The organism is Rhodococcus sp. MH15, from assembly GCF_019266045.1.
GTDB classification, from domain to species: domain Bacteria; phylum Actinomycetota; class Actinomycetes; order Mycobacteriales; family Mycobacteriaceae; genus Rhodococcus_F; species Rhodococcus_F qingshengii.
In genome coordinates, this window is record NZ_LPNP01000080.1 from 760747 (window position 1) to 774554 (window position 13808).

Genomic DNA, 13808 nt, shown 5'->3' on the forward strand with positions numbered 1-13808 from the left:
TCCGAATCACTATGCACCCCCCTACCGACACAAACGACGAACAGCCACCTCCGGGGTGAAGGTGGAGGTGGCTGCTGCGTAACTGTGTGACGGACCTACAGAATCTCGGTTCCGACCGTGAAGCGATCCATGACGTCTTCGCGCGGAGTCACACCGAAGCCCGGTCCCTGCGGCACGGCGATGTGGCCGTCCTCGATGACAAAAGGTTCGGTGATGTCTTCCTTGTAGAAGCGATCGGACGCCGAGATGTCGCCGGGCAGCGTGAATCCGTCCAGCGCCGCGAGGGCTGCGTTGGCGGCGCGGCCGATTCCGGTCTCGAGCATCCCGCCGCACCACACCGCAATACCGTGTGCCGAGGCGAGATCGTGGATGCGCTTGGCTTCCAGATATCCACCGACACGGCTCGGCTTGATGTTGATGACCGAAGCGGCACCGAGCGTGATGGCATCCGCCGCATCCTTGGCCGACTCGACCGACTCGTCGAGGCAGATCGGAGTCGAAAGGGACTGGGCGAGCTTGGCGTGCTGCACCAAATCGTCCTCGGCCAGCGGCTGTTCGATGAGGAGCAGTGCGAATTCGTCCAGGCGACGGAGCAACTGCGCGTCGACGAGGGTGTACGCGGCGTTCGCGTCGACCTGCAGAGGAACGTCGTAGCCGAACTCCTTGCGCACCGCAGCCACGGGAGCGATGTCCCAGCCCGGCTTGATCTTCAGCTTGATTCGCACGTAACCCTGCGACAGATAGTTGCCGACGGTCTCGAGCAGTTGAGGGATGCTGTCCTGGATGCCGACGGACACTCCCGAGGGAACTCGCGTGCGAGTGGCACCGAGGTACCGAGCGAAAGACTGTCCGCGAGCGCGCAATTCAGCATCGAGAATTGCCATTTCGATAGCCGACTTCGACATCTGGTGACCCACGACGTGGTGAAGTACGCTGCCGACCGTCTCGGCCGAGAGCGGCTGATCCGACTGCGACTTACGTAGCGTCGGAACAAGATACTCGCGAAGCATCGCCCGCGCACCAGCGGTGTATTCGGAGTTGTAGTACGGATCGCTGAGCGAGCCGCACTCGCCCCAGCCGACGGTCTCCACCGGACCGTTGGGGCCGTCGGTGGTGCCGCTCACTTTCAGGACGAGGGTGTTGCGCTCGAGCTGGGTGCTGAATGACGTGGTGAAGGGGGAGACGAGAGGGATGCGCAGTTCGCGCAATTCGACGGACTCAATGTGCATGGACTTGCTCTTCTCCGGTTGTCTCGCAGATTTTCGTGAACATGTAATAGCCGCTGGGGTCGAAGCCGGTCGATTGCCATTCCTTCGAGGCGATCAGTGGTTCGAGGTACTCGCGAAGCGCGTGTCGCCAGGCAAAGGCAGAGGCGCGGTCGACTGTTCTCAGATGCTCGATGTCTCTGGGTATTCCGACTGCGATATCGACGCAGTCGGGTGGGATCGGGAGCATTCGAGGCGTACCGTCTTCGGTGGGTTGAAGCACCTTGAATGTATCATTCACGGCCACAGTAGAACTCGGAGATCCACCGACGTCGAGGTCCCAACTGACGAGCATACGATCGCTGGCGTCGCCTGCATTGATTCCGTCTGCCATCGACCCGTAGAAATCCGGGTTGTATTCGGCCGGTTCGGCTCCGAGACGCTGAATGTTGAAATAGGCATTTCGTGCGACCAGTGGATCGAAGGTCCACCGGATCGTCTTGACGCCGCGCTCGATGCACCAGTCTCGCTGATGATGCTTGAGGGCGCGGCCGATTCCCTTGCCTGCGTGTCCCGGTAGTACTCCGGCGATGTGTGAGTGCAGAACCTCGCCGAGAGGCTCGACGAAGAATCCGACGCAACCACCGATCATTTCGCCTTCGGAAAAGGCTCCCACCACGTAGTGACCACCGTGGTGAAGCGCAACCAACATCGCAGTGCCGAAATGAGCCGGTCCGGGACTGGTAGCCCAGATCTCGTCGAAAACGGCGGATAGATCGGCTATTTCGCGGGTATCGACCAGTTCTCGAAACTCAACCGCTTTGCTTTTCGACACGAGGGCCCCCTTCAGACGTGATCGAACGAATAAGGCCCGCAACCAACGCCGTCCTCGGAGCGATTGCGGACACGAGCGCATGCTCGGTCTCGGCGTGTGCACCGCCGCCGACGCCACCGAGGCCGTCGAGGGTGGGGATACCGATACCGGCAGTGAAGTTTCCGTCCGAGGCTCCGCCTACGGCGAGGCCGACGGGCGGAGTCAGATCATGCTCGAGCGCAACGCGTTCCGCCAACGCCAGCAACGGTGCGGACATCGTCCCTTCGAGAGGTGGACGGTTGACACCACCCGAGACCGTGACTACGGCTTCGGGGTGGATTGCCTGCAGGGCTCGGATATTCGCATCGACGCGCTCCTGCTCGGCGGCGCTGGTTGCGCGCACGTCCACGTCGACGAAGGCTTCTGCCGGAACGGTGTTGGTTGTGGTTCCGGCTGAAATGACAGTCGGGGTGACGGTGGTTGCCTGTGCCGGCGAGGACAAGTCGTTGATCGCGATCACGAGACGAGCCAGTTCTACTGCAGCGTTGATGCCTTTTTCCGGCTCCAGCCCGGCGTGGGCGGCGCGACCGGCAACATGGATCCGATACAGCGACACTCCCTTGCGGACAGTCTTCAGTTCGCCACCGTCACCGCCGGCCTCGAGAACCAGTACCGCGCCTGCCGCAAGTTCCTCGATGAGGGACCGCGACGTGGGTGAACCGATTTCTTCGTCACCGGTCACGAGGAGTGTGATTCCGTCGAGTGCATCGTCGCCGTGCAGCTCCCGGACGATAGCGAGGGCGTGGATTGCCTGAACGACACCAAGTTTCATGTCGAGTCCGCCCGGACCTCGGAGCGCTCCGTCGGTGACGGCTGCGGGCAGGCGTGTCAGGGTGCCGATCGGCCACACGGTGTCATGATGACCGAGCAGCATCAACCGCGTCGGTGAGCTGCCGAAACGGGTCACCAGATGGGTTCGGCCTTCCGTCACTATCGACTCCGGTGTCACGCCGAGTCGTTCGTGGACAAGATCTGACGTCCACTTCGCGCTGCGGGCAACAGCTTCGAGATCGTGTGACGGCGACTCGACTTCGATGAGCGCGATGGCGTCCTCGAGGATCTGAGGAAGTTGGCGCTCGGCCAGATCGCGGAGAATGGTCATCGGTTGTTCACTCGCGGATACGCGCGGCTTCCGACGTGTAGCAATTGTGTACTCCCGTTGTCGGAGAAAGTGATCCGGATCCAACCTGCTGATTGAGGGAGTCGGGTCCCGAACACTCCAGGGTGAACTTCGATCAGGCTGAGAGAGACGGACTCTGCGCTTTCGGCGGTGACCGAAGGGTCGATGTGATCGGTGCGGCGGGCGGTCAGGGAACCGCCGGTCCTTTCCAAGACGAAATCGGCTGCGGCATCGCGGTACAGGCCGCACAGCGCATCGAGTTCTTCAGGTGAGGACGTGACGCGGGTGTGGGGGTCACCAGGCGAGAATGCCGGTGTCACACTGACGCCGCCTATGGAACCGATTACTTCAGCCAGAAGATCGCCGGAGAGAGCGTCCATTGCTCCACCGTTGGCCATCAGGACCACGGCTAGACCGCACGACGGCACCACTCGCAAGAACGACTGCTGGCCGAGAGTTCCGCCATTGTGGCCATGAGCCAGTACACCGCCCCAATTGTGCAGCAGCCACGTGGTTCCCATGATGTCCGCTGACGACACGTCACCGATCTGGCGGCGCTCCTCGAGCATCGCCAGATGAGTGGAACGCCGAAGGAGAACCGGGTCCTCGCGCATCGAGTCCTGAGCGAACAGGAGTAGATCTTCGGCCGTGCTGTTGATGAGGCCGGCGGGGCCCATCGAGCGGGGGATGAGGAACTGTGGTGTCTGCTCGAGATTGTCGGCGCCGCCGACGTGCCCGACTGCGGCACCGGCGACGTGCCCGACTGCAGCGCGGTGCAGTGCCGTCTCCTCAGGCAGGGTCGTGGTTTTGGTCAGGCCGAGCGGTTCGATGATCCGCTCGCGCAGAACCGCGTCCCAACTCTTACCTCGGAGAACCTCGATGATTCGTCCGGCGATCACGAAGCCGGTGTTGCAGTACGACCAATCGGTGCCGGGGGCGAAGAGCTGCACCGTTGATTTCAGTGATGCGACGTATCGCTCGACGCAGTCGTCGCCGCGCCCGCCGTCGATGAAAACGTCACCGTCGATGCCACTGGTGTGAGTCAACAGGTGGCGAGTCGTGACCGTTTCGGTGGCTACCGCGTCGGCAACTGCGAAGTCCGGCAGGATGTTCCGGACAGGTGAGTCGAGATCCAGCAATCCTTCTTCGACGAGCTGCATGATCAGGGTGGCCGTCCAGACCTTGCTGATCGAACCCATCTGGAACAGCGTGTCGGGCGTAGCCGCGACGCCGGTGCGGGTACTGACGACACCGGACGTGATCACGGTGCGGTCGAATCCGCTGCGGGTTGTGGTCAGAATTCCCAGCGAGGCGCCGGGCACCCCGTACTTCGCACTCAGGGTGTCGAGTCGGTACTGCCAGTAGTCGGGATCGACCGTGGTCAGTGCGGGCTTGGGGGAGAGGTGCCGTTCGATCCAGTCGACGAGACGAGTGCTGTACTCCAGTCGGTGGGACGGCCGACCCGTCAACACGAAGGCATGTGACGCGTCCGGGAAAACCACCAACTCGGTCGGGGTGCCGGCCAAACGCAGTCCACCGAACCACTGTTCGGCCTGGTTGACCGGGCAACGGACGTCGCTGCCGCCGTGAAGGATCAGCGTCGGTGTCGTCACCTGGGAGACTCGCCCCAGCGGCGAAAGTTCCTGTACCCGAGATGACTGCGGGTCGAATTCGACCGTCTGCAGCAAGATGCCCTCGTCCGAGGGGCCGGCTGTGTTCGCGATGTCGCAAACGAGACCACCGGCGACCGCTACGGCAAACCGATCGGTGACGGACGTCAGGGCGCACGTCATGAATCCGCCGTAGCTGTAGCCCGTGAGTACCAGTTGCTTCGGATCGGCCATCCCCTCGGCGACAAGGGTTTCGACCGGTTCGAGCAGGTCGGCACGATCCGCCTCACCCCAGCCGTCCCGCACACCGTCGAAGAAGTCGTTTCCGTAGCCGTCACTTCCGCGCGGATTGATCATCAAGACCGTGAATCCCAGCGCGACCAGTTCCGCGTGGTATGCGTGCATCACGGTGGGCGTTCCGGTCCAGGCATTGTGTGGTCCGCCGTGGACGTCCAGAACCAGCGGACCGGCGCCCGTGACGTTCGGGTCGCGCAGGATCCAACCCTGAACACGGGTGCTGTCGCTGATGTCGAACCAACGCTCGGAGGCGACTGGAAACGCGACGGAAGTTGTCAGTTCCGTGTTCAATTCGGTGACCGTTTCGACTGCACGAGTCTCGAGGTCGATGACGGCGACCTCGCCGAAGGATGTCGCCGTTGCCAGCGCGACGACGGCTCGCCCGGACGTCAGGGCAAGGCCTGAGACCACTGTCTGCTCGCCGGTGAGAAGTGGTGAGACGGAGCCTGATCCGAAATCGACCTTGTGCAGTTCGGTGGAGCCGTGGTTGCGGATGCAGAAGACGATGTCGCCGTCGGCGGTGAAACTCGGTGCGCCACCGGGATAACCGTTTCCGCCCGGCATGACGTTTCGGTCGAGTCCGGACGTCAGGCTGCGGTCTTCCACTCGCTGGTCGCGGTGCAGGACAAGAAGTTCGTTGTTGTGAATGATCGGTGTGTGCCAACCGACTGCTACGACGGCGTCGCCGGCAGGTGTCCATGCAAGTGGTCCTGCGATGCCGCGTGCGTGCCCCAACATCCGCGGAGCGGAGGCGAGATCAGTCAGCGATACGGTCCAGGCGGAACTCGCCCGCGTCAGATCGGCGTCGCCGTCCATCGCCGCGGTGAAAGCCAGTTCGGTGCCGTCGGGACTGTACGCGGGATGCGAAGCGTCCCAATCGCCGTCCGTCAGCTGCCGAAGCGAGCCGGCGGCCAGATCGAACTCGAACAAGTGCGCCCGAACGCTGCCCCGGACACCGGATCCGTCGACCTTGTAGTTGAGGCGCTTCGTCACCAAGAGGCATGACGATCCGGCGGCAGTGCGGTCGACGGGGGCGCTGAAGGCGATCCGAGCGCCGTCGGGAGAGAACACCGGTGCCCCCGCGCCGAGCGGGAGCTGCGCCGTGGTGGTCAGCTGTGTTGCCGGGCCCCCGGTGGCGTCGACCTTCCACAGTTGTGGTGTGCCCGAGGAATCCGGCCGAACGAAGACCAACAGCGTCGAAACGGGATGCCAAGCCGGCGAGGTGTCGGCAGGTCCCGCGGTGAGCTGTAGTTGCGGGGAAGCCAACCAGATCGAGTGCTCGTTGGTATCCGCAGCCGGATTCGCTTCGGTACGTACGTATGCAATGCGTCCCGACGCCGATACGGCGATGCTGGTCGGTGTAACTACGGACGCGTAATCCTGGATTCTCGCCGAACGACGTTCTTCGGCACGGGCTACGGCAGCGGGGGAGTCGAGAGTGGTCGGCGTTGTCATTGGAACATCGGCTCCCCGAATGTCGGGATCGCGGACAACAGCTTTGCCGTGTACGGCTCCTTTGGCGAATCGATCACGTCGAGAACCGGCCCGTGCTCGACGATCTCGCCGCCGAGCATGACTGCGACGTGGTCACAGACGTAGCGGATCACCGCCAGGTTGTGACTGACGAACAGAACCGTCAGACCAAGCTGCTTCTGCAGATCCACCAACAGATTCAGAACCGCGCCCTGCACGGACACGTCCAGAGCGGAGGTGATTTCGTCGGCAAGCAGAACTGCCGGTGCGGCTGCCAAAGCCCGCGCGAGGGCAACGCGTTGGCGCTGACCACCCGACAACGACGATGGGTATTCGTGCGCCTTCTCCACCGGCAGTTGGACGGTGGTGAGGAGTCGAGCGACCTCGGCGGCGCGGTCGCCGCGGCTGCGCCGAGCTTTGTCACGACGCTCGGTGGACCGCAGCGCCTCGGCGAGTGACTGGCCGATGGTCATTCGCGGGTCGAGGCACGAGTACGGATCTTGGAAGACCATCTGGATCCGGTGGCGCAGACGAGCCGTCGCGCCGCGGGCGTGAGCGACGTCCACACCGTCGAGAAGGATCTGGCCGGAACTGGGCTCGGCCAGGCCGACAGTTGCTCGCGCCAGTGTCGACTTTCCGGAACCCGATTCACCGACGAGACCGACCACCGATCCGGAGGGGATGTCGAGATTGATGTTCTTGACGGCGTGGAATTTTTTCGAACCGCTACCGAGGTGAACGTTGACGTCACGGAATTCGAGTCTGCTCATCGGATCTCCTCTGCAACAGCCAACAGTTCTTCCAACTCGATGTCGGCGGTGCTCTCCTCGGCGTCGAGGCTCTCCACCTGCCAGGCTTCGTCGACGGTGGCAAGCGGCTTGTCGCGATCGGTGCTCATGGTGGGGACCGCGGCGATCAGCGCGCGGGTGTACGGATGCTTTGCACGGCCGGCAATCAGATCGTCGACTGCGATGTCTTCGACGATTTCGCCGGCAAACATGACGAGGACACGGGTGCACATGCCGGTGATGACGGCCATGTCGTGCGAGATGAGAAGGATTGCGGCGCCGGTTTCTTCGCGAACCTCGTGGAGCAGCCCGAGGACCTCACGCTGAACGGTCACGTCGAGCGCAGTGGTGGGTTCGTCCGCGATGATCAGAGCGGGCTTACCCATCAGACCCATGGCGATCATCGCGCGCTGACGCATACCGCCGGAGAACTCGTGGGGGTACTGCTTCGCACGCCTGGGCGCGTCGGGGATCTTGACGGCGTTCAGTCGCTCGACTGCCGCCTTCTTCGCGTCGGCCTTGCTCATACCTTCGTGGAGCCAACCGATCTCGGCGACCTGGTATCCGACCTTGAGAGACGGATTCATGGACGACATCGGATCCTGGAACACCATCGCCATACGTGTGCCGAGTTGGCGGGCAACCTTGCGCGAAGCCGCGTCGTCCGGCCGCTTGCCGTCCTTCATCAGCACGGTGCCGTCGAACTCGATGAGCCCGGCGTCGACCACGGTGGGGTGGTCGGTCAGCTGCGCGATTGCCATGCAACTCAGTGACTTTCCGGACCCGGATTCACCGACGATGCCCACGGTTTCGCCGCGGTGAACTGTAAAACTGATGTTGTCGACGGGGCGACGCCAGTCGTCACCCGCGGGGACTGCGACGGACATGTTGCGGACGGTCAGTACCGCGTCTTCGTCGGTGGGCGCCGAATCGGCCTGGGCAGTTTTCCGGTTGATCGGCTTCCACTTCGGCAGGCGACTGCTGATCGGGCTGCGAACTCCCGCGCCGCGAGCAATGGCCTCGCCGAGCAGCGTGAAGGTCAAGCCGGCGAGCACGACGGCGATGCCGGGGGCGAGTGCGGTCGCCGGGTTGACGAAGATCTTCGACAGACCTTCGTTGAGCATCCGGCCCCAGTCGAATGCAGGCGGCTGAATGCCCAAGCCGAGGAACGAGAGTCCGGCGAAGACCACCAGGCCGCTGCCGACAGCGATGCTGGCATTGACGATGAGTGGTTCACGGATATTGGGGAGAATGTGGCGGAACAGCAGCCCCGGCTTGGTAACCCCGAGGATGCGTGCTGCGTCGATGAAGTCGCGTCCGTTGACCGACGAAGCCAGTGCGTACGTCAACCTCGCGAACGGCGAGGCCAGGGCGAGGCCGATGGCGATCACCGCGCTGCCAGCACCCTGTCCGAGAACGACCAACAGGAAGATCGCGAGGAGCAGTCCGGGGAATGCGATGGCGAAGTTGAGGAATGCCACGACCATGCGTCCGACCCAGCGGGGAGCGAGCGTCGGGAGCGTACCGAGTATCAGGCCAATTGTGACACCGAGTGCGACGGCTCCGAGAGCCATGAGCACCGACAGTCTCGCGGCGGTCATCGTGCGGGCGAAGACGTCACGCCCGCCGGCGTCGGTGCCGAAGATGTGCTCGGAACTCGGTCCCTGAGACAGTGCCTTCGGGTTGGCTGCGACAGCGGCGTCACCCCAGATCATCGGTCCGAAGATGACGAGGGCGATCAGAGCGGTCAGGAAGGTGAGGGCCAGGATTCCCAATGGGGTGCGGAACGTTCCGACGATCCAGTGTCGTCGCGGGGGCGTCTTGGGGGCCGCAGTGGGGGCCGTAGGTGAGGTGCTCAACTCAGTTCTCCCGAATTGTGGATCGTGGGTCGATGAGAGCGAGCACCACGTCGACGATGAAATTGATGAGAAGGACGATGGCGCCGTAGATCACGACCAGTGTCTGGGCGAGCGGGTAGTCCTTCTCGGTGATGGACTTGACCAGCGCCATGCCCATGCCGGGCCAGGCGAAGATGCTCTCGATGAGCACGGTGCCGGCAATCAGACCACCCAGGAGGAGTCCGGCGAGCGTCAGCGTCGACGTCATGAGGTTGGGCATTGCATGACGGAAGTAGATTCGTGCCACGGGCATTCGCTTGGCGCGCGCCGTACGGATGTAGTCCATGTCCAACACGCCGAGCGCCTCTGCACGGACGATGCGCGACATCGAGGCGATGGCACCGATCGACATGGCCGCGACCGGGAGGATGTAGCTTTCCGGTCCACCTCGGCCGGCGACGGGCAGAACAGGGAACGTGACGGCAAAGAGGTAGACCAGCGCCGTACCGAACATGAACTCGGGGATCACGGCGATGGTGCCCGACGTTGCGGTGTAACCGATCTCGACTCCGCGTCGTCGACCGTTGCGGGTCAGTGCAGCGAAGATGAGGCCGATCGGAATGCCCACTAGCAGCACCGTGACGACTGTGAGTACAGCCAGTTCGAGTGTTGCCGGTAGGCGGGACGCGATCACCTCGAAGACCGGAGTCCTCAAGGTGATCGAGTCACCGGGATTCCCGCTCAGCAACCCGCCGACGAATCGGAAGTACTGCTGCCACAAGGGAAGGTCGTAACCGAGCTGAGACCTCGTTGTCTCGACCAGTTCGACCGGTGCGTTCATTCCCAGTGCCAACCGAACCGGGTCTCCCGGAATCAGTTGGAGCATCAGGAACGCCGCAGTCACCAGCGCCCAGAGTGAAATCACGAAGGTGCCGAAACGACGCAGAAGATATGCGGGCCAGCTGTCGGACTCGAGCCACTTTGCTCGAGCCTGAGGCGCCGCTTCTGGTTTCGCGGCTTCAATAGTTTGACTCATGGGCTGTCTTTCCGAGGGCGGGATGCTGGGGCGGGAAGATATTTCAGAGTGGGCGGACGGCCTACTGGTAGAGACGCAGCGCAGAACCGTTGAGCGACTTGCCGAATGAGAGTCCGGCCTTGTTGAAGTACACGTTCATGACGGAGTCTGCGAAGGGCACGGCCGCGATCGTCTTGGTGAGCTCCGACTCGGCGTCGGCCCAGGCGTCACAAGCGTCGCTACCGGTCAGACTGGAAGCCTTGGTGGCTGCTGCTTCGTAGGCGGGGTTGCTGACCGATCCGAAGTTCTTGCCTGCTGCGGGAACCGGCCCGGCAAAGTACGCAGTGAAGGTGCTGGGCAGCGAGGAGTTGACCTGGACCCAGGCGATGTCCCAGGCAGAGTTGTCCTTGCCGCTCAGAATGACGTCGATGATCTTGTTCGAGTCGCCCCCGGTCACCTCGACGTTTGCGCCGAGTTCGGACCACGCCGACTGAGCAAGTTCGGCCGCCGCGTTGCGCGGATCGTCGGTGCCGTCGTACACGAGGCGGAGATTGAGCGGCTTGCCATCCTTGCTTCGCTTGCCGTCAGCGCCGGCGGTCCAACCAGCGCCGTCCAGTGTTGCCTTGGCGGCAGTGAGGTCGAAGTCCGGAAGGTTGCCTGCGACAGAGTCGTAAACGCAGGCGCGCGGTTCGACGGCGACGAGGCTGGTTGCCCGGACACCGTGTCCGGCGGTGATGACCTGAGTGAGGTCGTCGAGATCGACCGCTTGGATCAGGGCCTTGCGCACTGCGGGATCGCTGGTGGGATTACTCGCGATCTGGTTGAAGTACATCTGGCCTGCCGGCAGAGGCCGACCGACGGAGTCCAGATTGGCTGCCGCGACGCGGTCCTTGTCCGGACCGGCGATCGGAGCTGCGTTGAGTTCACCCGAGAGCAGCTGATTTGCGGCGGTGCTCACGTTCGGCGACATGGCGGCGACGACCGTCTTGGGGACGCCCGGGGTGTCGGAGGTCGTGCCGTCGGGGCCCCAGTTGTAGCCCTCGCGACGCTGGAACGTGTAGTGGTCGTTGGCGGCAACTTCGGTGACTTCGAACATGCCGGTGCCGAGCGACTTCTTGTTCGACGCTGTCGGATCTTTCAATCCGGCCTCGCACAGGATCGGCAGGCGACCGACGTTGAGAAGAAGGAACGGGCTCGGCGCCGGAGTGGTCACCGTGACAGTGCGCGTTGCCGGATCGGCAGTCGCAGTGGCGCCGGTCGGTACGGAGGACCCGCGCAACTGTGAACCGTTGTCCGGGTTGGCCACGAAGTTGATGTTGTCCGCGACGGTCTGCGGTGTCAGCGTCGATCCGTCGGTACAGGTCACCCCGTCACGGATGGTGAAGGACGCCGAGGTCGGGGTCTCCTCCCACTTCTCCGCCAACCACGGTCCGACTTCACTGGTATCGGGATCCTGGTAGATCAGGTAGTCGTACGCCAAACGAGACAACTCGGCGGTCGCCGAGGCGGCCGACATGATCGGGTTGAGTGCACCCGGATCGGCCTGCAGGGCGAAACGGAAGGTCCCGTCGGTGGCCGGTTCACCGCCACTGGCGCCCGAGGACGTGCCTCCCGAGCCACAAGCAGACAACACAAGCGTGAGCCCTGCGGCTGCCGCAAGTGTTGGATAGAAGCGGTGTTTCATGGTGCCTCCGTGATGGAGCAGGGGCCCGAGCGAAAAACGTGAGGGCGCGGTTGAGTGTTGACTGCTAAATCTTGGCGCATGACGTGACGCGCATCTCTGTCGATCCTCACGAAAATCGGGTCGATTTTCGTCCGCTCCCACGAAAACCGTCAGGATCAGTGAATACCTGTCCGTATACCGACAGCGACCGGCGAAACACGACGATTTCCCCGGTCGCTACCGGCGGTCTACTGGTACAGGCGCAGGGCCGAACCGGTGAAATTACGGCCGAATGCGAGACCCGCATTGTTGAAGTAGAGAGTCGTGATCTTGTCGGCAAAAGGTACCGCGGAGTTTGCTTTGATGATCTCTGATTCGGCGTCTGCCCAAGCGGCACAAGCATCCTCGCCGGTCAGTCCCGAAGCCTTGGCGACGGCTGCGTCGTAGGCCGGGTTGGAGATCGACGAGAAATTGAGTCCCGCAGCTGGCACCGGACCGGAGAGGAAGGGTACGAGCATGCTGGGCAGCGCGACGTTGATCGGCTCCCACGCAACATCCCACGCGGTGTTGTCCTTGCCGCTGAGTGCTACATCGAGGATCTTGTTCGAGTCTCCGCTGGTGAGTTCGACAGTTGCGCCCAGATTGTTCCAAGCGTTGAGTGCGACGTCGGCGGCAGCATCGGTCGAGTCACCGAACGTTTCGTAGACCATCCGAAGTCGGAGCGGTGTGCCGTCCTTGCTGCGCTTACCGTCGGCACCGATTTTCCAGCCCGCTGATTCGAGAGTTTCTGCGGCTGCGCTGGGATCGAAGGCCGGCAGGTTTCCGGCGACAGAGTCGTAGATGCAGGCCCTCGGTTCGATGGACACCATCGTGGTAGACCGGGTTCCGCGGCCGGCGGTGAAGATCTCGGCGAGGTCGTCGAGATTGAGCGCCTGGACAAGGGCTTTGCGCACGGCCGGATCGCTGGTCGGATTACCCGGGCTGTGATTGAAGAACATCTCGCCTGCCGGAGCCGGCTGCTTGACCGTGTTCAGGTTCGCGGCATTCAATCGGTCCTGATCGGCGCCGGAGACGGCGGCGGCATTCAGATCACCGGACAACAGCTGATTCGCAGACGTACTCGTATTGGTCACGATGGACGCGACGACATTCTTGGGCACTCCGGCAGTGTCGGAGGTGGTGTCGTCAGGTCCCCAGTTGTATCCGTCGCGCCGAACGTAGGAGTAATGATCGTTGGCGACTGCCTCGGTCATCTGGAACATGCCCGATCCGAAGGTCGTCTTGTTTGCCGCCGTCGGATCCTTCAACCCTGCCTCGCACATGATCGGAATCCGCGCCAGATTGAGGAGCAGGAAGGGCGAGGGCTCCGGAGTCGTAACAGTCACTGTCCGTGTTGCCAGGTCGGCGTTGGCAGTTGCAGTTGCCGGTGCGTACACCCCGCGGAGAGCGGATTTGTTTGCGGCGTTCGTGATGAAGTTGACGGTGTCTGCGACAGTCTGAGCAGTCAGGGCGGATCCGTCGGTACAGGTGACGCCGTCGCGAATGGTGAACGACGCGGAAGTAGTTGTCTCTTCCCATTTTTCGGCGAGCCACGGCCTGGTGACGCCGGTATCGGGATCTGGGTTGAGCAGATAGTCGTAGCTCAGACGTGCCAGTGCGTGTGCCGGTGAAGCGGCAGTCATCAGCGGATTCAGAGCGCCGGGGTCGGCCACGAGTGCAAACTTGAAGGTGCCGTCGGTGAGCGGCTCACCCCCACCCGAACCTGATGATCCACCCGACGAGCATGCGGTCAGGGCAAGGACAGTGCCGGTTGCCGCGGCCAGTAGTGCGTAGGACCGTTGTTTCATGGTGCCTCCGGAAGGTGTGGTCCCGCCCGAGTGACGCGAGGTCTGTCGGGTCAGGAGCAAAAGACGATTGCTTGAATC

Annotated in this window: 9 protein-coding genes; all 9 read right to left on the reverse strand. The window is 63.0% G+C overall.

The genetic code is table 11. The features are described 5' to 3' along the window. Positions 1 to 95: 95 nt before the first annotated feature. Positions 96 to 1229, reverse strand: a complete 1134-nt coding sequence (gene menC / locus ATN37_RS26515; RefSeq protein WP_030535169.1) for an o-succinylbenzoate synthase — start codon at positions 1227 to 1229, stop codon at positions 96 to 98. Continuing rightward, positions 1219 to 2040: a GNAT family N-acetyltransferase gene (locus ATN37_RS26520; protein WP_030535170.1), complete on the reverse strand. Its 822-nt coding sequence runs from the start codon at positions 2038 to 2040 to the stop codon at positions 1219 to 1221. Before ATN37_RS26520 ends, menC begins: the two co-directional genes overlap by 11 nt. Next, positions 2018 to 3181 (reverse strand): M20/M25/M40 family metallo-hydrolase, encoded by a 1164-nt coding sequence (locus ATN37_RS26525; RefSeq protein ID WP_003939777.1) that lies wholly within the window; start codon positions 3179 to 3181, stop codon positions 2018 to 2020. Before ATN37_RS26525 ends, ATN37_RS26520 begins: the two co-directional genes overlap by 23 nt. Next, positions 3178 to 6561: an alpha/beta fold hydrolase gene (locus tag ATN37_RS26530; RefSeq protein ID WP_218695816.1), complete on the reverse strand. Its 3384-nt coding sequence runs from the start codon at positions 6559 to 6561 to the stop codon at positions 3178 to 3180. The genes ATN37_RS26525 and ATN37_RS26530 overlap by 4 nt, the downstream gene beginning before the upstream one ends. Beyond that, positions 6558 to 7349: an ABC transporter ATP-binding protein gene (locus ATN37_RS26535; protein ID WP_003940215.1), complete on the reverse strand. Its 792-nt coding sequence runs from the start codon at positions 7347 to 7349 to the stop codon at positions 6558 to 6560. Before ATN37_RS26535 ends, ATN37_RS26530 begins: the two co-directional genes overlap by 4 nt. Continuing rightward, complete coding sequence (locus tag ATN37_RS26540) at positions 7346 to 9226, reverse strand: dipeptide/oligopeptide/nickel ABC transporter permease/ATP-binding protein (protein ID WP_225320135.1); 1881 nt, start codon at positions 9224 to 9226, stop codon at positions 7346 to 7348. Before ATN37_RS26540 ends, ATN37_RS26535 begins: the two co-directional genes overlap by 4 nt. 1 nt (position 9227) lies before the next feature. After that, on the reverse strand, positions 9228 to 10241 hold the full coding sequence (locus tag ATN37_RS26545; RefSeq protein ID WP_003940249.1) for an ABC transporter permease: 1014 nt from the start codon (positions 10239 to 10241) through the stop codon (positions 9228 to 9230). 61 nt (positions 10242 to 10302) lie between these two features. Further along, a complete protein-coding gene (locus ATN37_RS26550) occupies positions 10303 to 11904 on the reverse strand; it encodes an ABC transporter substrate-binding protein (RefSeq protein WP_218695817.1) in 1602 nt (533 codons plus the stop codon). A 227-nt stretch (positions 11905 to 12131) separates the two neighbouring features. Continuing rightward, positions 12132 to 13730, reverse strand: a complete 1599-nt coding sequence (locus ATN37_RS26555) for an ABC transporter substrate-binding protein (RefSeq protein WP_099697550.1) — start codon at positions 13728 to 13730, stop codon at positions 12132 to 12134. Positions 13731 to 13808 lie beyond the last annotated feature (78 nt).

Excerpts from the sequence above, each read along its gene's own strand:
- menC (WP_030535169.1), bottom strand. The coding sequence starts at position 1,229 with ATGCACATTGAGTCCGTCGAATTGCGCGAACTGCGCATCCCTCTCGTC.
- ATN37_RS26525 (WP_003939777.1), bottom strand. The coding sequence starts at position 3,181 with ATGACCATTCTCCGCGATCTGGCCGAGCGCCAACTTCCTCAGATCCTC.
- ATN37_RS26530 (WP_218695816.1), bottom strand. The coding sequence starts at position 6,561 with ATGACAACGCCGACCACTCTCGACTCCCCCGCTGCCGTAGCCCGTGCC.
- ATN37_RS26535 (WP_003940215.1), bottom strand. The coding sequence starts at position 7,349 with ATGAGCAGACTCGAATTCCGTGACGTCAACGTTCACCTCGGTAGCGGT.
- ATN37_RS26545 (WP_003940249.1), bottom strand. The coding sequence starts at position 10,241 with ATGAGTCAAACTATTGAAGCCGCGAAACCAGAAGCGGCGCCTCAGGCT.
- ATN37_RS26550 (WP_218695817.1), bottom strand. The coding sequence starts at position 11,904 with ATGAAACACCGCTTCTATCCAACACTTGCGGCAGCCGCAGGGCTCACG.
- ATN37_RS26555 (WP_099697550.1), bottom strand. The coding sequence starts at position 13,730 with ATGAAACAACGGTCCTACGCACTACTGGCCGCGGCAACCGGCACTGTC.